General features: G+C 62.0%; 16 protein-coding genes. 11 read left to right on the forward strand and 5 right to left on the reverse strand.

The genetic code is table 11. The annotated features are described in order from the left end of the window. Positions 1–154: 154 nt before the first annotated feature. Both LB555_RS08185 and LB555_RS08190 read left to right on the forward strand, forming a co-directional pair. Entirely contained in the window at positions 155–1792 is a 1638-nt protein-coding gene (locus LB555_RS08185; protein WP_318012995.1) for a CTP synthase, read from the forward strand. An 8-nt stretch (positions 1793–1800) separates the two neighbouring features. After that, positions 1801–2340, forward strand: coding sequence for a DUF1697 domain-containing protein (locus tag LB555_RS08190; protein WP_140793584.1), 540 nt, complete (start codon positions 1801–1803; stop codon positions 2338–2340). 36 nt (positions 2341–2376) lie between these two features. On the opposite strand, the gene LB555_RS08195 is transcribed toward LB555_RS08190, so the two are convergent. Together LB555_RS08195 and LB555_RS08200 are read right to left on the reverse strand one after the other, a co-directional pair. Further along, positions 2377–3834, reverse strand: coding sequence for an NCS1 family nucleobase:cation symporter-1 (locus LB555_RS08195; protein WP_140793586.1), 1458 nt, complete (start codon positions 3832–3834; stop codon positions 2377–2379). A gap of 252 nt (positions 3835–4086) precedes the next feature. After that, complete coding sequence (locus LB555_RS08200; protein WP_224587246.1) at positions 4087–4989, reverse strand: LysR substrate-binding domain-containing protein; 903 nt, start codon at positions 4987–4989, stop codon at positions 4087–4089. Positions 4990–5247: 258 nt separating this feature from the next. Here LB555_RS08200 and LB555_RS08205 point away from each other — a divergent pair, with 258 nt between their 5' ends. The 8 genes from LB555_RS08205 (at position 5248) to LB555_RS08240 (ending at position 13805) form a co-directional block, all read left to right on the forward strand. Beyond that, a complete protein-coding gene (locus LB555_RS08205; protein WP_224682612.1) occupies positions 5248–6762 on the forward strand; it encodes a leucyl aminopeptidase in 1515 nt (504 codons plus the stop codon). A 39-nt stretch (positions 6763–6801) separates the two neighbouring features. Then, the gene (locus tag LB555_RS08210) at positions 6802–7707 is read left to right on the forward strand and encodes a proline iminopeptidase-family hydrolase (protein WP_224682613.1); all 906 of its coding nucleotides are present in this window, start codon (positions 6802–6804) and stop codon (positions 7705–7707) included. Between the two features lie 18 nt (positions 7708–7725). Beyond that, complete coding sequence (locus LB555_RS08215) at positions 7726–9387, forward strand: ABC transporter substrate-binding protein (RefSeq protein ID WP_224682614.1); 1662 nt, start codon at positions 7726–7728, stop codon at positions 9385–9387. 55 nt (positions 9388–9442) lie between these two features. Continuing rightward, positions 9443–10459 carry an ABC transporter permease gene (locus tag LB555_RS08220; RefSeq protein WP_318012996.1) on the forward strand — a complete coding sequence of 339 codons (1017 nt, stop codon included), beginning with the start codon at positions 9443–9445 and terminating at the stop codon, positions 10457–10459. After that, positions 10459–11430: an ABC transporter permease gene (locus tag LB555_RS08225; RefSeq protein ID WP_224527616.1), complete on the forward strand. Its 972-nt coding sequence runs from the start codon at positions 10459–10461 to the stop codon at positions 11428–11430. The genes LB555_RS08220 and LB555_RS08225 overlap by 1 nt, the downstream gene beginning before the upstream one ends. Further along, a complete protein-coding gene (locus LB555_RS08230) occupies positions 11427–12386 on the forward strand; it encodes an ABC transporter ATP-binding protein (RefSeq protein ID WP_015317824.1) in 960 nt (319 codons plus the stop codon). Before LB555_RS08225 ends, LB555_RS08230 begins: the two co-directional genes overlap by 4 nt. An 8-nt stretch (positions 12387–12394) precedes the next feature. Further along, positions 12395–13381: an ABC transporter ATP-binding protein gene (locus LB555_RS08235; protein WP_015317825.1), complete on the forward strand. Its 987-nt coding sequence runs from the start codon at positions 12395–12397 to the stop codon at positions 13379–13381. Positions 13382–13502: 121 nt separating this feature from the next. Then, positions 13503–13805, forward strand: coding sequence for a DUF982 domain-containing protein (locus LB555_RS08240; RefSeq protein ID WP_015317826.1), 303 nt, complete (start codon positions 13503–13505; stop codon positions 13803–13805). A gap of 94 nt (positions 13806–13899) precedes the next feature. Here LB555_RS08240 and LB555_RS08245 read toward each other — a convergent pair whose 3' ends face one another. The 3 genes from LB555_RS08245 to LB555_RS08255 form a co-directional block, all read right to left on the reverse strand. Beyond that, positions 13900–15426: an HlyD family type I secretion periplasmic adaptor subunit gene (locus LB555_RS08245; RefSeq protein ID WP_015317827.1), complete on the reverse strand. Its 1527-nt coding sequence runs from the start codon at positions 15424–15426 to the stop codon at positions 13900–13902. A gap of 3 nt (positions 15427–15429) precedes the next feature. Continuing rightward, positions 15430–17145: a type I secretion system permease/ATPase gene (locus tag LB555_RS08250; RefSeq protein ID WP_015317828.1), complete on the reverse strand. Its 1716-nt coding sequence runs from the start codon at positions 17143–17145 to the stop codon at positions 15430–15432. A gap of 128 nt (positions 17146–17273) precedes the next feature. After that, positions 17274–20879, reverse strand: a complete 3606-nt coding sequence (locus tag LB555_RS08255; protein WP_015317829.1) for a DUF5801 repeats-in-toxin domain-containing protein — start codon at positions 20877–20879, stop codon at positions 17274–17276. 835 nt (positions 20880–21714) lie between these two features. Here LB555_RS08255 and LB555_RS08260 point away from each other — a divergent pair. After that, complete coding sequence (locus tag LB555_RS08260) at positions 21715–21951, forward strand: hypothetical protein (protein WP_041163447.1); 237 nt, start codon at positions 21715–21717, stop codon at positions 21949–21951. Positions 21952–22057: the final 106 nt, after the last annotated feature.

Here is a 22057-nt window from a genome sequence, read left to right on the forward strand (position 1 = left end):
AATTGCTGTAAGACCCCCGGTCAAAACCCTTTGGCCGTGATGCCTGTCCGAAAGCCGGATCCCACTTTTCGGGATCATGGTCCGAGCGCCTTTTTGGGAAAAAGCCTTCGCGGCGGTTTTTTCTCTGGCGGAATCAATCCGGCCGCGTTAAGCGATGACTCCCATGGCGCGATATGTATTCATCACAGGCGGCGTGGTTTCCTCACTTGGAAAAGGCATTGCCGCAGCGGCCCTTGGGGCTCTCCTGCAGGCGCGAGGTTATCGCGCACGCATCAAAAAACTCGACCCTTATCTGAACGTCGATCCCGGCACGATGTCGCCGTACCAGCACGGCGAGGTGTTCGTCACCGATGACGGTGCCGAGACCGACCTCGATCTTGGCCATTACGAGCGCTTCACCGGCCGGTCCGCCAATCAGCAGGACAACATCACGACCGGGCGTATCTACAAGAACATCATCGAGCGCGAGCGGCGCGGCGATTATCTCGGCGCCACCGTGCAGGTGATCCCGCACGTCACCGACGAGATCAAGAACTTCGTCCTCGACGGCAATGACGACTATGATTTCGTGCTGTGCGAGATCGGCGGCACGGTCGGCGACATCGAGGCGATGCCGTTCCTCGAGGCGATCCGCCAGCTCGGCAACGATCTGCCGCGCAACAACGCCGTCTATGTCCACCTGACGCTGATGCCCTATATCCCGACGGCGGGCGAACTGAAGACCAAGCCGACCCAGCATTCGGTCAAGGAGCTGCGCGGCATAGGCATCGCGCCCGACATTCTTCTGGTGCGCGCCGACCGCGCCATCCCCAAGGAAGAGCGCCGCAAGCTGTCGCTGTTCTGTAATGTCGGGGAAAGCGCCGTCATCCAGGCGCTCGACGTGCCACATATCTACGACGTGCCGATGGCCTATCACAAGGAAGGTCTGGATTCGGAAGTGCTCGCTGCCTTCGGCATCGAGCCGGCGCCCAAGCCGCGCATGGAGCCGTGGCAGGCCGTCTCCAACCGCATCCACAATCCGGAAGGCGAGGTCACCATCGCCATCGTCGGCAAGTATACCGGCCTCAAGGATGCCTACAAATCGCTGATCGAGGCGCTTTCGCATGGCGGGCTGGCCAATCACGTCAAGGTCAAGCTCGACTGGATCGAATCGGAAATCTTCGAAAAGGAAGACCCGACGCCTTGGCTGGAGAAGGTGCACGGCATATTGGTGCCCGGCGGCTTCGGCGAACGCGGCTCAGAAGGCAAGATCCTGGCGGCCAAATTCGCACGCGAGCGCAAGGTGCCGTATTTCGGCATCTGCTTCGGCATGCAGATGGCGTGCATCGAGGCGGCGCGATCGCTGGCCGGTGTCGAACATGCCTCGTCGACCGAATTCGGCCCGACCAAGGAGCCGGTCGTCGGTTTGATGACCGAATGGCTGAAAGGCAACATGCTGGAAAAGCGCAGGGCGACCGGCGATCTCGGCGGCACCATGCGGCTCGGCGCCTATCAGGCCGAGCTCGCCAAGGGCTCGAAGATCGCCGACATCTATGGCGACACCCAGATTTCCGAACGTCACCGGCACCGCTACGAGGTCAATATCGACTACAAGCAGCGCCTGGAGGATTGCGGGCTGGTGTTTGCAGGCATGTCGCCCGACGGTGTGCTGCCGGAGACGGTCGAATACCCCGACCATCCCTGGTTCATCGGCGTGCAATATCACCCCGAACTGAAGAGCCGGCCGCTCGATCCGCATCCGCTGTTTGCCAGCTTCATCGAGGCGGCGGTGGAGCAGAGCCGCCTGGTCTGATCGCTCCCATGCGGACCTATGTCGCGCTTCTCTACAGCATCGTCCTGGGAGAGGGGCGGCGGGTCGTCATGTCCGACCTCAAGGCCATGGCGGAAAGTCTCGGCCTGAAGAATGTCCGCACCTTGGTGGCGACCGGCAACCTGGTCTTCGAGAGTGAAAGGACCTCGATCACCACGCTTGAGACACGCCTGGAATCCGCCTTCGAACAGGCCTTTGGCCGCCATGTCGATATCATCGTGCGTGCCGCCGAAGACTGGCGCAAACTCGCAGCCAGCAATCCATTCCCGACCGAGTCGGTGGAAGCCGGCGACCAGGTGGCGGTGCGCGTGATGCGCAAACCTGTGGCCGAAGATGCCATATCGGGGCTTCAAGCCTGTGCCGTCGCGGACGAGAAGGTGCTTCTGGTCGGCGGCGACATCTGGATCGTCTTTTCAAGGGAGAGGCCTAGCTCGCGCCTGCTTGCCGCTGCCAACCACAAGCGCATGGGCGTCGGCACATCGCGCAACTGGAACACCGTGCGCAAGCTGGCCGAAATGATCGCGCGGTAGAGCGGGGCGGCTCGGGGCCGCCCCGCTATGGTTTCATCAAGCTTTCGCCATCTTGGCGCTGGCGCTCACGGCCGCGGTGCGCAGCACGTAGTAGATGACGCCGGCAATCGCCACGCCGAAGAACCAGCCATAGACGCCCCACCAGGACGGCAGCCAGTTGGTGAAGTTGGGCAGGATCGACGAGAAGATGGCGCCGATGCCGGCGGCGATGAACGCATTGACGTGCCAGCCACCCTGGAAGCGGAACTCGCCGTCCTCGCGATACAGCGCCTCGACGTCGACCTCACCTTTGCGGATCAGATAGTAATCGACCATCATCACGCCGAAGATCGGCCCCATCGTTGCGCCGATGACGTTGACGAAGGAAGCCGCACTGCCTTCCCACGGTGCGAAGGGATAGAGCACCAGCGCGATGACGGCCGCGATGTAGCCGCCTTTCTTGAAGTCGATCTGGCGGGGAAAGACATTGGAAAAATCGAAGGCCGGCGAGACGAAGTTGGCCACGACATTGATGCCGAGCGTCGCCACCGCGAAGGTAAGGGCGGCAAGGGCGGCCAGGAACCAGCTGTCGAACTTGGCCGAGATCTGGTCGGGGTGCAGCAGCACCTCATGGTAGACGTCGTAGGCGGCGATGGTGGTGACGCCGGCGACCAGCGAGAACAGGATCAGGTTGATAGGCAGGCCCCAGATATTGCCCTTGCGCAGCGATGCCTGGTCGGGGGCATAACGGGCGAAATCGCAGAAGTTTAGATAGAGCGCCGAGAAGTAAGTCACCCAGATCGCCGCCACGGCAAACAGTGCGGTCCAAGACCCTGGAGTACCAGGGACGCCCGCATCCTTGGTCTTTTCCAGCAGTACATCCATTGGGATATCGCTGGTGAAAGCGAAGGTTCCTGATTTGACGCAGAGATAGATGGCCAGGATCAGCATCATCACCCAGACCGCCGGGCCGGCCCAGTCCTGGAAGCGGCGCACCGTTTCCATACCGCGCTGGATGATCAGCAGTTGCAGTGCCCATATGATCACGAAGCAGATCACCTCCAGGCCGGAATGGCCAAGGAAATGGGTATTGGCGTTAAAATCGGCGAACCATTGCGAGCGGATCAGCAATGCGACGATGGCGCCTGAGGCGGCCGCTGTCTGCGCGCCGTACCAGAAGCAGGCGACGATGGCGCGCACCAGTGCCGGAATGTTGGCGCCCCAGATGCCGAAGGAGGCGCGGGCGAGCACGGGGTAGGGCACACCGGTCTTCACACCGGCATAACCGACCATGTTCATCAGTGCGTAGATGATCAGCGAACCGATGCCGATGGCGATGATGAAATTGACGAAGCCGCCACAGAACAGAAACAGGCTGGCGGCGAGGTAGTAGCCCCACAGGCTATGGACGTCCGACGTCCAGACGTTGAAGATCGAGAACGGTCCCCAGTTTCGAACCTTGGCAGGAGCGAGGTCTTCATTATACAGGTCAGGCGATGCGCCTTGTATCGTCATTGCAATGTCCCCTTCTTGCAGCACGCGCCCTCACGCGTTGACCGCAGAGGTTACGCCTGACGCAGGGGAACCGGCAAGCAATCGATTTGCCGGCTTTGGCCTTAAAGATATTCAATGCGAACCGCGATTATCGAGAGCCCGTGATGGTGAGCCGCTTTTGAAACAGGCCTGCCTGTCGATTCGAATTCTCGATCCACGGCTTCCAAGCTGGACAAATCCGCGTTCCCGACGCCTATCGGCAAGCTAGGCTGCCTAGCCGATGGCCATCACCCGCTTGTGGTCCTCGACTTCGGAAAGCAGCCAATCCTGAAACAGGCCCGTACCCGGCTTGTTGCCGATGCTGCGGCGCTGATGCAGGTAGATGCCGGCCGGGTAGGTATGGCGGGCGCTGAACGGGGCGACCAGTTTGCCCTGCTGCAGCAGATCCTGGGCCATCATCGTGTCGGCGAGCGCTATTCCAGCGCCATTGATCGCCTCGCGCATGATCAGCGTACAATCATCTAGCGTCGTGCTGGATTTCGGCGTCGTGTCCAACACGCCTTCCTGCTCCAGCCAGCGCTTCCATCGCATGGTCTCGCATTCGTGGATCAGGTGGTGGTTGACCAAGTCGGCGGGCGATCGCAGCGGCATCGGCCCTTCAAGCAGCGAAGGAGCACAGACCGGCGTCAGGACCAGCGGGATCAGCAGCGTCAGAGCCGGGCCGGCCTTGTAGACGAACTCGTCGACGATGGCCAAATCGAAATTGGCCCGCTTGCCCGATGTCGAGATCTCCAGATCCACGGACGGATGCCGCCGGCGAAAATTCGGCAGCCGGTCCGCCAGCCAAAGGTTCAGGACAGCAGGGACGCACAAAACCCGGACACGCTGGGTCCTGCCGTGGCTTGGGGGCCCGGCGAGACTGACATCGTCGGTGGCCCGCCAGATGGCTTCGAATGCTTCGGAGAGGCTGCGTGCGTAATAAGAGCCCCGAATGGTCGGCGTTATCTGCCGAAAGCCGCGCTCGAACAGCTCCTGGCCGAGATTCCGTTCGAGTGCGCGGATGTGACGGCTGATAGCCGAGGGTGTCAGATGCAGCTCTTCGGCTGCGTCCTTGACGCTGCCGAGACGGGCGGCGGCCTCGAAAGCGCGCATGCCATTGAGTGAGGGTAGGGCCATCGGCCGATCATGAATTGCCAGTTGAGTTTTTGTCAATCGATATGGACAAAATTGGCGTTTGATCGCCTGACCCGTTCGGGGATACCCAAGAGGCAAGAGCAATTAAGTCGTCTCAAGAACGACAATTTGGGGACTTCGGCACGATCCAACCAGAGGTGACGGCCGGTTTGACCGGTTTCCACCGGTGGCGGGAGAAGCCTTGCGCAAACTGCAAGCCGCGCCTCGGCCAAAGCCCCGCAAAGAGGAGAACGCCTACCTATGCCTCAATCGCCAGTGCCGGTCTTTGAAACGGCGGACGAGATTTCCGCTGAAACCTCCGTCGTCGTGATTTTGCAGGCCGCTCAAACCGGCTTTGGCCCGCGGGCAACGGCCCTGGACACCGAAATGGGCGGGATCCTCTCCCGGGCCTGTGCCGATGCGGCTGCCTTGGCTGAATCCGGCGCCTGTATCGATGTCATCGCCCCCCAGGCGGTATCGGCGCGGCGCGTGATTGTCCTGGCCATGGGCAAGGCTGAGGCCGTCACCGCACTCTCCTTGGCGCGTGCCGGCGGCCTGCTTGCCGCGCATCTGGAGGGCAAAGGGGAATGCGCGGCCACCCTGGTCCTGGACCCCATTGCCGGCATAAGTCTGCCGGGAGCGGAAATCCTGGCAAGAGTCGCGCTTGGCATGCGGCTGCGGCGCTATCGTTTCGACATGCGCAACCGGCGCCAAGGGGCGGGGGCCGATCGGACCCTTCGGGTGCAACTGGTCGGGGCCGGCGGTCCGGAGCTGAATTCGGCGCTGGCGCGGATCAATGCCATCGCGGATGGCGTCGAATATGCGCGCACACTGGTCAACCTGCCGCCGAACCATCTCCATCCCGACAATTTCCACGATCACCTGGAGCCTCTGCGCGAAGCCGGCATCGACGTCGAGATACTCGATACGGCGAAGCTCAGGGAATTCGGCATGAACGCGATACTGGCCGTGGGGTCGGGTTCGGTACGGCCGCCACGAGTCGCCGTCCTGCGCTATCGCGGCAAGGGTGCTCCTGCGCAGCCGCTGGCGTTCGTCGGCAAGGGTGTCTGTTTTGATTCCGGCGGTCTCTGCATTAAACGCGGCGAGCAGATGTTCGATATGAAGGCCGACATGGGCGGTGCGGCTGCCGTGGTCGGCCTGCTGATCGCCCTGGCCCGGCAAGGCAGCCCGGTGCACGTCGTCGGTGTGCTCGGCATTGCCGAGAACATGCCGTCAGGCACCGCGCTCAAGCCGCGCGACATCATCACGACAGCGTCCGGGCAAACCGTGGAAGTGTTCGACACGGATGCGGAAGGCCGCCTGATCCTGGCCGACTGCCTCTATTATGCCGCTTCGCGCTTCAATCCGTCGGTGATCGTCGACCTCGCCACCTTGACCTATTCGGTGATGCGCGGTCTTGGATCGATATTCGCCGGTCTCTTCAGCACCGACGATGCCATCGCCTCGCGGATGATCGCGGCCGGAGAAATGGTCGGCGAGCGGTTCTGGCAGCTGCCGCTCGACCGGGCTTATGACGAGGGCCTGCAATCGCCGTTCGCGGACCTGCGACATCACGCCAAGGACATGGAAGACGGTGACGCTCCCTACGCCGCGGCGTTCCTGCGCCACTTCACGGAAGACCGCCCCTGGGTGCATCTCGACATCGCCGGCAAGGAACTGACCGAGAAGGATCAGCCCCTGGGCCGGGAAGGCGCTACCGCATTCGGCGTGCAGATGCTGGAAGAATGGGTTCGCTCCAGCCGGGTTGCAAACTAGGTGACCAGCGGCATGCCTTCCAACATTCAGGAGATCGGGATGTCATCGGAGATCGTCACCAGGGAAGGGCGGGCCGATTTCGGCGACTACGAAACCTGGTATCGCGTCAGCGGTAACCTCGATGCCGACAAGGCTCCGATCGTCATTTTGCATGGCGGGCCGGGCGCCGCCCACAATTACGTCGATGCCTACAAGCTTCTTGCCCGAAGAGGCCGCGCCGTCATCCACTACGACCAGCTGGGCTGCGGCAATTCCACCTTGCTGCCGGACAAAGGCGCCGATTTCTGGACACCCAGGCTGTTCATCGACGAGCTTGAAAACCTTGTCGACCATCTCGGCATCCGCGGCGGCTTCCATGTGCTCGGGCAGAGCTGGGGCGGCATGTTGGGCGCCGAGTATGGGGTGACGCGGCCGAAGGGCCTGAAGTCGCTGACCATCGCCAACTCGCCGGCGTCCATGAAGCTCTGGGTAGAAGAGGCCAACCGGCTGCGCGCCGACCTGCCCATGGACGTACAGGAGACGCTGACCCGGCACGAACAGGCTGGCACGACGGATCATCCGGACTACCAGCAAGCGACGATGGTGTTCTACGAGCGGCATGTCTGCCGGATCGTTCCGTTCCCGGCCGAAGTGACCGAGACCTTCGCCCAGGTCGTGCGCAATCCGACCGTTTACAACGTCATGAACGGGCCGAACGAGTTCCATGTCATCGGTACGCTGAAGAACTGGAGCATCATCGATCGGCTGCCCGCCGTCGATGTTCCGACGCTGATCATTTCCGGCCGTTACGACGAAGCCACGCCCGCGACCGTGCAGCCGTTCAAGGACGGCATCGAGGGATCGCGCTGGCAGGTATTCGAGCATTCCAGCCATATGCCGCATGTCGAAGAGCAGGATCTATGCATGCGGGTGGTGGGAGACTTCCTGGACGACAACGACAACTGAAAAAAGGGGAACTGCGACATGAAGAAACTGCTCTTGGCGGCCTCAGCCGCGGCATTGCTGGCCGGCTCGTGGCTGGCTCCGGCACAGGCCGAATACCTCAAGGAACATCGCGGCGGCACTATTCGCCTGCTGGCCCGCTCGGCCGCCGGAACGCTCGATCCGCACATCAATTACACCGACCAGGGCTGGCAGATGTATCAGCCGATCTATGACGGGCTGGTCGCCTTCCGCAAGGCCGAGGGCATGGATGGCTTCGCCATCGTCCCCGATCTGGCCGAGGCGCTGCCCGAGGTGACCAATGACGGCAAGACCTTCACCTTCAAACTGCGCAAGGGCATCAAGTTCTCCGACGGCAAGGATCTCGGCGTGAAGGACGTCGTTGCTTCCTTCCAGCGCATCTTCAAGGTCTCCGGACCGACCTCCGGCACCTTCTATGCCGGCATCGTCGGCGCCGACAAATGCCTTGCCGAAACCAAGAGCTGCACGCTGGAAGGCGGCGTTGTCGGCGACGAAGCGGCAGGCACCATTACGTTGAATCTCACCAAGCCGGACGCCGAGATCCTCTACAAGCTTGCGTTGCCGCATGCTGTGGTCCTGCCGGCGGACACGCCCGCGGAAGACATGGGCTCCAAGCCCATCCCCAGCACCGGCGCCTACATGATCTCCGCCTTCGATCCCAACAAGGGCATGACGGTGACCCGCAACCCCAATTTCAAGCAATGGAGCGAGGACGCCCAGCCGGACGGCTATCCTGATGTCGTCCAGTATGATTTCGGCCTCTCCGAGGAAGCTGCCGTCACCGCGATCCAGAACGGGGAAGCCGACTGGATGTTCGACGCGCTGCCCAGCGATCGTCTCGGCGAACTCGGTACCAAGGCCATGGACCAGTTGCATATCTCGCCGCTCTCGGCCTGGTGGTATGCGCCGCTCAACAACCGGCTGGCGCCGTTCGACAATGAAAAGGCGCGGCAGGCCGTTGCCTACGCGGTCGACCGCAACACGCTGGTCAAGCTGTTTGGCGGCAAGGTGCTGGCCTCGCCGGTGTGTCAGGTCCTGCCTCCGGATTTCCCCGGCCACGAAGACTACTGCCCCTTCACCAAGAACCCCGGCGCCAAGTGGTCGGCGCCAGACCTCGACAAGGCAAAGCAGCTCGTCGAGGAATCGGGCACCAAGGGCCAGAAGGTGACCATCATCGTCGAGGACACGGCCATTTCCCGCTCCATCGGCGTCTATCTGCAGAGCGTGCTGACCACCATCGGCTATGTCGCCGACGTCAAGCCGATCTCGTCGAACATCCAGTTCACCTACATCCAGAACACCAACAACAAAGTGCAGATGTCCGTCACCCAATGGTACAAGGACTATCCCGCGGCTTCGGACTTCCTGAACATCCTGTTCAGCTGCGCATCTTTCCGTGAAGGCTCGGACGCATCGATCAACATCGCCGGCTTCTGCGACAAGAATATCGACGCCAAAATGCAGAAGGCATTGGACCTCGGTGTGACCGACCAGAAAGCCGCCGACAAAATGTGGGCCGAAATCGACAGGCAAGTCACGGACAAGGCACCGGCCGTCGGCCTCTTCACGCCGAAGCGGCTTGACTTCGTCAGCAAGCGCGTGGGCAATTTCAAGTTCAACCGGCAGTTCAACTGGATGATCACCCAGTCGTGGGTACAGTAATGGCCTGGGTACAGTAGTGGCCTGGGTGCAGTAACGAACCGCGGAGGGCACGTCCGTGTCGTACCAAGTCGCTGCCGTGCCGCGCAAAACGCGAGGGCCCTGGGCCGTCGCGTTTGCGAAGCTGGCAAGAAACAGGGCCGCCATGGCGTCCCTGGCCGTGTTCCTCGTCATCGTCCTTGCCTGCCTCAGTGCGCCTCTCTACGCGAAATGGGCAGGAACAGACCCCTTCGCCTCGACGCTCGACGCCGTCATTCAGATCGACGGTGCCGACGTTCCGGTGATGGAACAATCGACAGAGGGGCTCGGGCTTGGCTACACGCCGCTCGGCCCGACCTGGCGGGTCGGCAACTATTTCCTCGGTGCCGACAGCCAGGGGCGCGATGTCATGGCCCGGATGCTCTATGGCGGGCTGAGCTCGCTGCTGATCTCCGGGGCCGCGACCATCTTCACGCTGGTCCTCGGCGCGGCGGCGGGATTGATCGCGGGGTATTTCGGCGGCGTTACCGACACGGTTCTGTCGCGCTTGCTGGATGTGCTCTGGGCATTTCCGATCTATCTCCTGGCGATTTCGCTTTCCATCGTCACAATTTCGCAAGGCATCTCGATCGGACCGATCGAGATCGAGTCCGGCAGCCTGTGGTTGCCGGTCATCATCATCGGTATCGTCTATATACCCTATGTGGCGCGTCCGATCCGGGGGCAGGTTCTGTCGCTGCGGCACAGCGAGTTCGTTCTGGCCGCGATCAATCTGGGCGTACCGGGATGGCGGATATTATGGCGCGACATCCTGCCCAACATCACCACCACCCTCATCGTGTTCATACCGCTGATGATGGCGCTGAACATGCTTACCGAATCGGCGCTCTCTTTCCTCTCGATTGGCGTGCAGCCGCCCGCGGCGAGCTGGGGAACGATCATCCAGGACGGGCAGGCGCTGCTTTACACCAGGCCACTCGTGGCGCTGGTGCCGGGCCTGGCGATCGCGATTTCCGTCATGACCCTCAATGTCTTCGGCGACGGCCTGCGCGACGCGCTCGACCCGCGCTCGAAGGTTCGGCTGGGGCGCGACTGATGATCTACGCCATCCTGCGCCGTTTCGGTCAGATGCTGTTTGTGATGTTCGGCATCTCGGTCATCGTCTTCCTGATTTTCTTCGCCACGCCCGGCGCCGACCCCGCGGCCCGCATCGCCGGCCGCAATGCATCGCCCGAAGTGCTCGAGGCGGTACGCCACAGCTTCGGCTTCGACCGGCCGCTCTACGTGCAGTACGTGACGATGATGGAGAAGATCTTCGTCACGGGCGATCTGACTTCTTTCGTCAATCGCGGCTGGAAGGTGGTGCCGGCGGTGCTGGATTCCATACCCGTCACGCTCTCGCTGGTGTTCGGGGCGGCGATCCTGTGGGTGGTTGTCTCCATCGGCATCGGCATCATCGCCGCCGCCACACGCGACAGTTGGCTGGACAGGCTGCTGATGGCGTTGGGCTTGCTCGGCATTTCCATGCCGGTCTACTGGCTGGGCGAGGTGATGAACCTGGTCACCCAGAGCCGCTATCACGACAGCTGGGCGTTTTCCTGGGTGCCGCCGCTTGGCTACAAGAATTTTTCCGACGACCCGAAAGGCTGGTTCCTGACGCTGGTCATACCTTGGATCACGCTCGCCATCCTCTACATCGGCATTTACGGGCGGGTCTTGCGCGCGGCGATCATCGAATCCCTGCAGGAAGACTATATCCGCACGGCCCGCGCCAAGGGCCTTTCGGAGACCCGCATCCTGCTGCGCCATGCCTTGCGCACGTCGCTCATCGCCTTCGTCACCTTGTTCGGTCTCGACTTCGGCGCACTGGTGGGCGGCTCGGCCCTCCTGACCGAAGTGGTGTTCGGGCTGCACGGCATCGGCAAGCTCACCTATGACGCGCTGCAGAACCTCGATTTGCCAATGATCATGGCGACGGTGATGTACGCTTCCATGTTCGTGGTGGTCGCCAACGCGGTCGTCGATTTCGTCTACATCCTTCTCGATCCGCGCCTGAGGACATCATGATATTGTCGGTGCGTGATCTCCGTGTATCCTTCCGGACCGATGATGGCCTGGTGAGGGCCATCGATGGCGTTTCCTTCGACCTCGCGGAAAGCGAAATTCTCGGTGTCGTCGGCGAGTCCGGCTCCGGCAAGACCGTGTCGCTGCTTGCGGTGATGGGGCTTATCACCGATCCCAACGCCATCATCGAAGGCTCGATCCGCTACAAGGGTCGCGAGTTGGTCGGATTGCCACCGCGCGAACTGAGGCGCCTGCGAGGCAACGAGATCGCAATGATCTTTCAGGATCCGATGACGGCGCTGACGCCGGTCTACACCATCGGCTGGCAGATCGCCGAACAGATCCGCGCGCATCGCAACGTCAGCAAAACCAAAGCCATGGAGCGCGTGGAGGAACTGCTGGCGGAGGTGAATTTCCCCAATCCGCACGAAGCAATGTCGCGCTATCCGCACCAGCTCTCCGGCGGCATGCGCCAACGGGCGGTGATCGCGATGGCGCTGTCCTGCAACCCGGCGCTGCTGGTGGCGGACGAGCCGACCACGGCGCTCGACGTCACGGTGCAGGCCGGCATTCTCGATCTCGTGCGCAAGCTGCGCGCCACGCACAAATCGGCGGTGGTCTTCATCACCCATGACATGGGCGTGGTCTCCGAACTCGCAGACCGGGTCATGGTCATGTATGCGGGCCGCATCGTGGAACGCGGCAGCCGCACGGAGCTGTTCTCCGACCCGCGACACCCCTATACGCGTGCATTGCTTGGTTCGATCCCGCCGCTGACCGGTGCCAAACCCCGCCGCCTGCCGGCCATTCCCGGGTCTCCGCCATCGCTGCTGCGATTGCCGCAAGGCTGCGCTTTCGGCCCGCGTTGCCCCGTCGGGTACGAGCCCTGCCTAACCGGCAAGCCCGAGCTTGGCGCCGCCCCGCACGCGGCGGCCTGTTTCCGGGTGGCGCAGACATGAGCGGACCGATGATCGACAAAGACCGTCCAATCCTCGAAACGCGCGGGCTCGGCAAACGCTTCTCGATCGGCAGCCGTTTTTCCGCGGAGGGCAGGCGAACCGTCCAGGCGGTCGACAATGTCTCCCTGACAGTGCGGCGCGGCGAAACTGTTGGATTGGTCGGCGAGTCCGGATGCGGCAAGTCCACGCTGGCGCGATGCCTGGTCAGGCTCTACGACATTTCGGACGGCAAGCTCCTGTTCGAAGGCGACGACATCACCTCGAAATCGCTGTCTGAACTGAGGCCGCTGCGGCGGCGCCTGCAAATGGTCTTCCAGGACCCGTCGGCCTCGCTCAATCCGCGCCGGCGCGTCGGCGACCTGGTGGCCGAACCGCTGCGCATCCATGGCAGGCTTTCATCGCGCGAGATCGCCAGCCGCGTCGCGGAACTCTTCGACCTCGTCGGACTGTTGCCGGACCATGTCATGCGCTTTCCCCATGAATTCTCGGGCGGGCAGCGCCAGCGTGTCGGCATTGCGCGCGCCATCGCCCTGAATCCCGATCTCGTCGTTCTCGACGAACCGGTCTCCGCGCTCGACGTGTCCGTACAGGCGCAGATCGTCAACCTGCTTGCCGATCTCCAGGAGAAGTTGGACCTCACCTATGTCTTTATCGCCCACGACCTGTCCGTGGTGCGTCAGGTCTCGACCCGCATCGCGGTCATGTATCTCGGCTCCATCGTCGAGGAAGGACCGGCGGAAGAGGTATTTTCAGCCCCGGCCCACCCTTACAGCCAGGCGTTGATCTCGGCCGTTCCCGTCGTGCAGGCGACGCCCACTGGGACGCGCAAGCGTATCATTCTGACAGGCGACGTACCGAGCCCGCTCAACCCGCCATCCGGCTGCCGTTTCCACCCCCGATGCCCAATCGCGGTTGAGCGCTGCCGTTCGGAACGGCCGGAGCTGAGGGAGCACCAATCCGGCCGCAAAGCGGCTTGCCACTTCCCGACGGTATAGCCGACCTCATTCCGATCGCCAGAATCTTTTAAAAAATTCTGTTTTCCGTATGGAACAAATCACCAGGCGGGGCGTTTCATACGGTTCGATCGAGCGCATCTCGATCGACCGGGAGGAAACAATGGACTACCTGCATTTCTTTGCGCCCGTGCGGATATCGCGCGGGCAGGGGCATCCTGTAGAAGAAGTGGATAGTGTCGCCGAGGCGATGGTTTTCTTGCGTAAATGGCCGACGGGACGACGTGGGCCAGTGTATCAGTGCGCGCTGAATTGCTGCTCGGCTGCCCTGTCGGGACAGATGTCGGCGGAGGAAGCCAGAAAGGCGTTCACCGGATTTGCCCGGATCACGCGGCTTCTCGACGATGACATGGCACTGCCGATGGGCAGCGACAGCATGGCGAGCATACACGCGCTGCGGCGATAGCCGCCACGCCCCTCTGCCTCTGGTGGATCGCGCCCCTTACGGGCGCGATGGAGGTTATGCTTGACCCTCGGGGCAGGTCGGTGGGTATCGCTTCTCAATTCTCCCTGAACCCACGATTGAGCGAATCGCGAACCGGCGCCAACATATAGTCCAGCAGCGTGTGCTCGCCGGTCAGGATCATGACTTCCGCCGGCATGCCGGGCGATAGATGGATGTCATGCAGATCCCTGAGATCGGCCGCGTCGATCTTGACCTTGGCAAGGAAATAAGGCTCTCCGGTTCTCTCGTCCGTCAGCCGGTCAGCCGAAATCGAGGTCAGCAGGCCATGGATTTGCGGCAGGTGTCTGGTTGGATAGGCCGACAGCACCACACGGGCCGGCATGTCCGGATGCACCACGTCGATATCCGTGGGCTTGATGCGGGAATCGATGATCAGATTGGCCTCGTTCGGGACGATGTCGAGAAGCGCCTGACCGCTGGAGATCACGCCCGATTCCGTTGTTACGCGCAGGTTCATCACCGTTCCGGCGATTGGCGCGACGATGTCCGTCCTCGCCAGCACGTCCTGGCGCGAAGGCAATTGGCTGCGCAATTCGGCGAGATCCGTGCGCGCTTTGGCAAGATCCTCGTTGGCGCTCTCGCTATCCTGCTGACGCAGGTTGAGGAGTTGGAACTGGGTCTCGCCGATCTGCTGATCGTTCTTCGCTATCTGCGCCCGGTTCGATGCCTGGTTGGCTCGAATGTCGGCCTGGGAGCGCTGAAGCGCCAATATCCGCGGCAGGCGTTCGAGGCCCTTCCTGTACATCTCCTGCGCGGAGGCGATCTCCTGGTCGATCAGGCCGAGTTGCTCGGCCTCGGCCGCCATGACATCCCTCGCTCCCGTGCTTTGCTCTTCGATCTGCGCGATGCGCTTGTTGAGGATCTGTGTGCGGCCTTGGCGGGTTGCGAGGCGGCTGTCGAGCAGCGCCTGTTCTTCGGCGACCACCTTTCGCGCGCTCTCGCTGTCGATCGAGGTCAGCTCCTTGGGGAAGGAGATCCGGTCCCGACCGGCAAGTTCCGAAACAAGTCGCGCCTCGGTCGCCAGCAGGCGAACATAGCGCCCCTCCAGCTCGTCATATCGCCCTTGCGCATCGGTCGTCTTCAGGCTGATAAGCACTTGGCCGACGCTGACTTTATCGCCCTCCTTAACGTGGATCGCGCCGATGATGCCGCCCTCCAGATGCTGGATGGTCTTACGATAACCTTCGGGGCTGACGACGCCGTTGGCAACGACAGCGCTCGCCAGCAGGGCGACGCTTGACCAAGCAGCGGTGCCGCCTACGAAAAGGATGGCCGAAGCGTAGCCCAGCATTCGCGCCGGCCGCGTCCGCAGCTTCAGATTGCGCCTGCTGGCACGGTAGGCGCGCGAGCGTCGCCGGAGCAATCCCGCAATCAAGAGCAGGAAGAGCGCGCCAGCCACCGCCAGCAACATTATGCGAGACGGCGTGTCGGTCCCATCCAACCAAACCGATACCGCTGTGCTGAGGTCGTTGGCGGAGGCGGTCAGCCTGTCGGTGAGTTCGTGCAAGCTGTCCGTCAGCCGGTTCAGCGTCGTCGAGAAGTCGCCAAATCGATCGCTCATGGCTCACTCCGCTGCGTTCAGTTTCGTTGCCGCGTTGGCAACAAGCTTTTCCCGCAAGGCCGCCGGAACCGGAATGCGCCTGGGCGGTCCGCCGAGCGCGCCGAGCACCTCGTCGCGCGTGCCGAACATCGAAACCGATCCGTCATGGAGGAAGACGACATGATCGGCGGTGCGCAGGAGATTGGTCTGGTGGCTGACGAGAATGACAGTGCGGCCCCGCTCCTTCAGTTGCTGGAGCACGTTGAACAGCGCCACTTCGCCTTCACCGTCCAGGCCGGTGTTCGGTTCGTCGAGAACGATCAGCTGCGGATCGCCGAACAGTGCCCGGGCCAGCGCGATACGCTGGCGCTGGCCGCGCGAAATGCGAGCGCCATGCGGTCCCACTTCGGTCCGGTAGCCGTTCGGCAGCCGCAGGATCATATCATGGATGCCGGCAAGCTGCGCCGCGGCGATGACCGCGTCGCTGTCGACGTCACGCAGGCGCGCGATGTTCTCGCCGATCGTTCCGGGGAACAGCTCGACCTGCTGCGGCAGATAGCCGAGATGCATGCCAAGTTCGTCCGAAGGCCAGTTGCACACCTCCGCGCCATCCAGCCTGACATGGCCGAGCGAAGGCCGCAGCGCGCCGACGATAAGACGACAGAGCGTGGTCTTGCCGGAACCGGACTGGCCGATCACACCGCAGGTCTGGCCCGGCTCAACGCCGAAGCTTATGGCATTGACAAGCGCCTGGGACGTTCCCGGCGCGCAGTAATGCAGGTTCTCGAGCTTCAGCCTGCCTTGTGGGCGGGGCAATGTGACGCCAACCGTTTGCATCGATCTGGTGTCGGCGAAAAGCTTCGTGAGATTGCGGCGCGCGGTTCGCGCGCTGACCAGGCCGCGCCAGGCGCCGATAGAGCGCTCGATCGGCGCCAACGCGCGGCTGAGCAGGATCGAGGCCGCAATCATCGAGCCTGGCGTCAGCTCGCGACGCAGGACGAGATAGGCGCCGAGCCCGAGCACCGCCACTTGGAGCGCTAGGCGAAGCGAACGCGACAAGCTGCCGATGACGGTGGTGCGCCGCAGGAGCCGGGTCTGGATATCCATCAGCGACTGCTGGTTTTCCTCCCAGCGCCGCAGCGCCGGCTCGGACATGCCGAGCGAGCGCAATGTCTCGGCGCCGTCGATGAACTGCCCGACGGCGGTCTGGCTGCGGCGCAGTCCGGCCGCGGCCTCCTGGCTCTTGCGGCGGGTGAGGAAATCATTGGCGAGCGCAGCACAGAACAAAAGCACGGCGCCGGCAAGACCGACCACGCCCAGCGCGGGATGCAGCAACCACATGAACGCCAGGAAGACCGGTGTCCATGGCGCGTCGAGAAAGGTCAGGATGCCGTCGCCGGCGATGAAACCGCGCAGGTCCGCTACGTCCTTCAGCCCGGCTTCGAGGCTGCTGCCGGCGAGCCGCGCGTCCATGGCGCGTTCGATCACCGGAACGCTGAGCTGGTCGTCCAGCCATTGGCTGATATGCCCCAGCATCATACGGCGGGCGTGTTCCAGCATGCCGTAGACGGCGATGGCGCCGACAACGGCCAATGTGAGCCAGAACAATGTGTCGATGGAACCGCTCGACAGTACCCGGTCGTAGATTTGCAGCATGTAAACGGTGCTGGCGAGCAGGAGAAGATTGGAGACCAGGCTGAAGAGGAGGAGGGCGGGGACCTGGTGGCGTGCCAGATGCATTACCTCCTGGAATTGCGGTCTTGGCTGCATCACGGATTTCCCACTTCGATGCTACTGCGAGTGCCCGGGCGCTCAGCTGGGGCGTGGCGGGTGGGGGCAGCAGCAGCTGCTGCCCCCGTAGTTGACCGTCAGGCGATGTCGACGTGGATGAACTGCACGTTGGTCATGTCGCCGTCCGCGTCCGCCACTTGGACGCCGAAGTCGAGGTGCGCGTCCGGTGTCGTGGTCTGGGTCGAGGTGAAGCCGAGGTCGACGATCTTCAGCACATCGTTGTCGGTCGCGTCCCAGTTCACCAGTGTGTTCTGGGAGCTACCACCACCAGAGCCAATCGCCCGTTGCAGGTCGATCGCAGTGTTGTCGCCTGTGATCCCGTTGCCGGATTGCATGATCTGGGCACCTTGGATCACCCAGTTCTCGCCGGCAGCGTTGTAGTCGTTCTTTTCGATGATCACGAGGCCGTCGTTGTTATCGAGCGGGAAGTCCGCCGCGTAGGCGGCAGGCACCTGCCCAGTCTTGTAGATATCGGCGTTGGAGATGTAGACCGCCTTGGAGGTGTGCACCGAACTGTCGGTGCTGCTGACCAGTTGAAGAATGACCATCAGGTCCTCGCTGCTGCCGATGCCGTCGAACTTGATCGCCATGTCGCTGGCCGCCTGGGTGGGAATGGTGTCCTCGGTGGCGATGCCGGGACTGTGGTCGAAGAACCGCAGCGTCAGCAATTCGCCCTTCTGGATGGTGTCACCAGCAACCCCGTTCGTACTCTGTGTGGCAGACACCCAATCCTCGTGGCTGTTTGTGACCAGGTCGCCGGGGTTCCACTGGGTGTCGGTAGGTGTCGCGCCGACCCCGTCACTGTCGCCGGTCGTGTTAAGCCCGAACTTAATGGTGTTGGTGGTCGAGTTCGCCGTGAACTGCACGAAGAAGTCACGGTCGGTCGTCTCCGGTGTACTGTCCGCCTCGAAGAGCTTCTCCACCACGATATTCGGGTGGCCGGTATTGCCCGTAGGCTCCTTGGATAGAAGCTCACTGGTGTGAAGAATGTCTTTGGTGAAGCCCTCCACCGCGTCGTTCAAGTTGATGGTGTAGGTGTCATTATCTTTGTCGAAGACAAGGGTGCCGCCCGCCGTTGCCGGGGGGTCGGCGGCCGAGTTGGGGTCGCTGTCGTAAGTGATTTGCCAGTTGAACGATGCCTGATGGGCGTCTTCCGACTGGAGCGTCGCGAACGAGCTGATGAACGGAGTCGCGCCTGGTGCAAGGCCGGTGAGGTTACCACCAAGGCTGAGCTGGATGCCGGAGAGCACGCTGTCCTGGTCGACAAAGTCCGAACCGCCACCCGTGTAGAAGGCAGCCGGATGAGCATCCGCGCCAACGTCGTAGCCAAAGGCTCCTATGGCTGATGCGCTGGTCGTATTGGCCAGAGTCTCGGGGGTGCCGGCAGTGCCGGTCTGGTCGCCGTCGAACGGCACGGTGATCGTCGGAGCATCGTCCTTGAAGATGAGACTCGTGCCGATGTTGACGGTGTCAGAATCCTGATCGCCGTCGCCATCCGTGATGGTTGCCGTCAACGTGATGAGATCATCGGACGTCAATGTTGTTTGCTGATCCGGCCCGGTGTCCGGCGAATGAATGATGGCGCGCTCCTGATCGAGTGTGACGTTACCGTCAATATCCACGCTAACCGTGAACACGACGGCGCCACCGGCTGAGCCGGCACGACCGACCACGGCGCCGCTTTCGACGAAAAGCAGGACGGACTGGCCGCTTAAGGTATCGATCAGGCCGCTGTCGTTCGTGACCAGATTTATTCCGAGCGCATAGCTGATGTCACCACCATCTGCACCGGCATTCGACTGGAAGGCGGCAGAGAAATCGCCGCTTTTGTCGCCCAGGCTGGACTCGTCAACCGTGATCGTCGGCTTGGTGCCGTCCCCCGTGACGCTCGGGCCGTCATCCCTGATCTGTACCTTATCGCCGATGGCGACGCTGGTGTCGCTGCTGTCTCCGTCGCTGTCGACGGCATGGAGCTTGGCGACCAGCGCGCTGTCGAGCATTGTCTGCACGTCGTCCGCGTCGCCGGGATTCGAGTGGGCAATCGCCAAGTACTGCGCGATGCTGAGAATGCCGTTCTGGTCGATCGAGATAGCGAGCGCGATCGGGTCGCTGGCGACGCTGCCGTCATTGCCGACATCAACCCGGCCTATCACGAGGCCATTCTCGACATTAAGCAGGATATTATGGCCATCAAGCGAATCAAAGCCGGAGTCAGCGTTTGGCCCGCTGACGCCAAGCGACAGCGTCTCTGTGCCAGGTGCGTCCGCGCCGAAGTTCGAGTTAGGCGTGACAGCGGCGGAAGCGCTGGACGCCCAGCCAATAGCCGAGCCAAGCGCCACGAAGGCGGCGGGCAGGGAGCCGAGCGGCTGGTCATCGGAGTTGAGGTCGACACCGGATGTCTCGTCCTGCAGCAGCGTGGCCGTTTCCTCGATCAAACTGGCCGCCGGGCCGTCGTCGTCGAAGTTGATAAAGGAGCCGACTTGTTCGGTGTAGGCGTTGGTTGATTGTCCACCAAAGTGAACTTCCTTCACATCGAAATAATCTTTCTGCGTATCGATGTTCTTGATGGTGAAGCGGTCAAAGGTAGCGTCTGCAGTGAAATCGACCGTCACGCCCTCGCCGACATCATGAAGGATCAGTCCAGGGCCGCTGTCATTAATGGTGATGCCCAGGGCTGCGGCCGTGGTTGTGACGCCGTTCAGTTTGAAGGTCACCGCGGAGATATTTATCTCTGCATCATTGTCATCGCCGGGCAACGCGGCGCCTTCCGCGTTGTCGTTATTGTTGTAGGCGTGGATCTCGATATCGGCCTTGGTATTGGTAGGTGTGGACTGCGAGACCGAAAAACCGGCGCTGATGACAGTTTCGATGTGGCTGCCGTAGTCTGGCGCGAGCGGCGAGTTGGTGAAGTTCTTGCCCGCGCTCTGGGTGCCACCATTGATGAGGTCAATCTGTAGCTCGCGGCCAAAGCGCACGTCCTGGGATGAGACACCCAGGCCTTGCGTGCTGATGTTGACTTCGGCTTGCACGCCATTGTCGTGAGCAGTGACGAGAATCTTCTGTGAGCTCGCCGCATCGGCGTCGAGAATGTACCATTTGTTGTGTCCGGGAGGGGCATCGCCAAGTTGGCTGAAATTGACGACGGTGGTTCCCGAGACCGATGCGAACACCTTGCCGGTCAGATCGATGCGGTCGTCTGGGTCGGCCGGGTTCAGATGGAGCAACGGCACATACTGAACCAGGTAGAGGTCCGCACTCGCGCCGGTGCCATCCAGCCCGAACGAGAAGGCGAGCGGGCCGTTCGCGTCTGGCGCGATGACCAGACTAGAGGTCCCAATGACGCCGATCACTACATTTGGGTGCCCCACGGCTTGGAATAGCCAGACATAATTGCCGTCGGCCGTCTGAATGCCGCTGTTCACACCGACGGTGGTGGAAAACGGGGTTCCGGAGGCGTTCTGCGTAAGAACGACTGAGTCGATGGTTTCCCCCGCGCTCGCCGAGGCCACCACGAAGTTGGACTGGAAGGCGACCTGCGGTGAGGCCAGCCCCCCCGCTCCGTCGCGGCTGAGGAGATATAGCAACGTGCCATTGCTGTTGCCGGTCGGGTCTATTTCACTGGGCTGCTGAAGGCCGGTCGTTTCGTCGATGATGATGTCTTGGGCGAGGATGTCGAGTGCCATCGGAATTCTCCCTGGTTATTGCGGCAGGCCCAAATCGGCCCCAACGCCGACAACCAGCCGCATGGGCGCGCATCCGCCGGTACGGCCGGCGCTACGCGTCCTCGTTAAAGAAAGTGGAGTGGTGGAATGGATCGGGGGTAGGGCGTCGAGGGCGTTCCAAGCCCTTCGCTCATGCCCCGGTCAGGCGTTCCCGCGCGGACGTGTCCTGCGCGCGTGGATCATCCGCAGCCGGCGGATGCTATCAGGCAACAAATAGGCCATGATGATGACCCCCCTCCCTTGGCACGCACGGATGTGCATGCCGTCCTCCTTTTATTAGCAATAGCTAAAAAGCTACTCCAATTTGTGGATAATTCAATATGCCTATTGCATTTTTGAAATTAATATGAATCTAAACCGATTCAAACGAGCATCGAACAGCCGTGAATCGCGGCAATGCTCGCCCGCCAAGTGTTTGAAATACAAAGAGAATGCAGTAGATTACAGGCTTTCCAAGCTGTTCGGTGATCAACACTGACCAGCCTCGGCAGAGAGCAACTAAAATCAAACATGCTGGAAGCAAAATTCGCTATGGATTGGACGGATCGGTATTGCCGGTTCTTCCGTCGCCAGTTGACGGCCCGCAGGCGAAGATCGACGTGGCCGATCCTCAGGTCGTCAATGAACTCCTATTCTCGCCCAACCTCTCCATCAATGAAACTGGCGCTCTCGATTCTGCTGCTTCTGTTGGTCCCGGGACGGTGACCGCCTCGACACCACGTCTCGTGCAGAGACCGGCAAGGTCGAGTTCGAGGTCCCCGGCATCCGCAGCGAGGGCGTCCAGGTCGACATCGAAATGGCACGCGACGGCGCCACTGCCTATGTCGCGCTCGGTTCGGCCAACCGGGTGGCCGAAGTGGATGCCAAGACGCTGGCGGTGCGCCGCCTCTATCTCGTCGGCCAGCGGCCGTGGCACTTGGCGCTGTCCGATGACCAGAAGCGCCTGGTCAGCGCTAAGGGCAATTCCGGCGACATCTCGTTCATCGATCTGGAGAATGAGGAGGTGGTGAAGTCGGTGGTGATCGGTCCATGAAGGCGCTGTCGCTCGAGGGCCGTTCAGTTCGGCGGTCGAACTGATACGCTTCACTCTCTATCTGCGCTTCGATCTCGTTTCCGCCCTAAATCGTTCTCGCCTGCCT

Source organism: Mesorhizobium sp. BR-1-1-10, assembly GCF_020165595.1.
GTDB lineage: Bacteria > Pseudomonadota > Alphaproteobacteria > Rhizobiales > Rhizobiaceae > Mesorhizobium > Mesorhizobium australicum.

Excerpts from the sequence above, each read along its gene's own strand:
- LB555_RS08200 (WP_224587246.1), bottom strand. The coding sequence starts at position 4,989 with ATGGCCCTACCCTCACTCAATGGCATGCGCGCTTTCGAGGCCGCCGCC.
- LB555_RS08215 (WP_224682614.1), top strand. The coding sequence starts at position 7,726 with ATGAAGAAACTGCTCTTGGCGGCCTCAGCCGCGGCATTGCTGGCCGGC.
- LB555_RS08260 (WP_041163447.1), top strand. The coding sequence starts at position 21,715 with ATGGCACGCGACGGCGCCACTGCCTATGTCGCGCTCGGTTCGGCCAAC.
- LB555_RS08195 (WP_140793586.1), bottom strand. The coding sequence starts at position 3,834 with ATGACGATACAAGGCGCATCGCCTGACCTGTATAATGAAGACCTCGCT.
- LB555_RS08210 (WP_224682613.1), top strand. The coding sequence starts at position 6,802 with ATGTCATCGGAGATCGTCACCAGGGAAGGGCGGGCCGATTTCGGCGAC.
- LB555_RS08185 (WP_318012995.1), top strand. The coding sequence starts at position 155 with ATGACTCCCATGGCGCGATATGTATTCATCACAGGCGGCGTGGTTTCC.
- LB555_RS08240 (WP_015317826.1), top strand. The coding sequence starts at position 13,503 with ATGGACTACCTGCATTTCTTTGCGCCCGTGCGGATATCGCGCGGGCAG.
- LB555_RS08245 (WP_015317827.1), bottom strand. The coding sequence starts at position 15,426 with ATGAGCGATCGATTTGGCGACTTCTCGACGACGCTGAACCGGCTGACG.
- LB555_RS08190 (WP_140793584.1), top strand. The coding sequence starts at position 1,801 with ATGCGGACCTATGTCGCGCTTCTCTACAGCATCGTCCTGGGAGAGGGG.
- LB555_RS08230 (WP_015317824.1), top strand. The coding sequence starts at position 11,427 with ATGATATTGTCGGTGCGTGATCTCCGTGTATCCTTCCGGACCGATGAT.
- LB555_RS08250 (WP_015317828.1), bottom strand. The coding sequence starts at position 17,145 with ATGCATCTGGCACGCCACCAGGTCCCCGCCCTCCTCCTCTTCAGCCTG.
- LB555_RS08235 (WP_015317825.1), top strand. The coding sequence starts at position 12,395 with ATGATCGACAAAGACCGTCCAATCCTCGAAACGCGCGGGCTCGGCAAA.
- LB555_RS08225 (WP_224527616.1), top strand. The coding sequence starts at position 10,459 with ATGATCTACGCCATCCTGCGCCGTTTCGGTCAGATGCTGTTTGTGATG.
- LB555_RS08205 (WP_224682612.1), top strand. The coding sequence starts at position 5,248 with ATGCCTCAATCGCCAGTGCCGGTCTTTGAAACGGCGGACGAGATTTCC.
- LB555_RS08255 (WP_015317829.1), bottom strand. The coding sequence starts at position 20,879 with ATGGCACTCGACATCCTCGCCCAAGACATCATCATCGACGAAACGACC.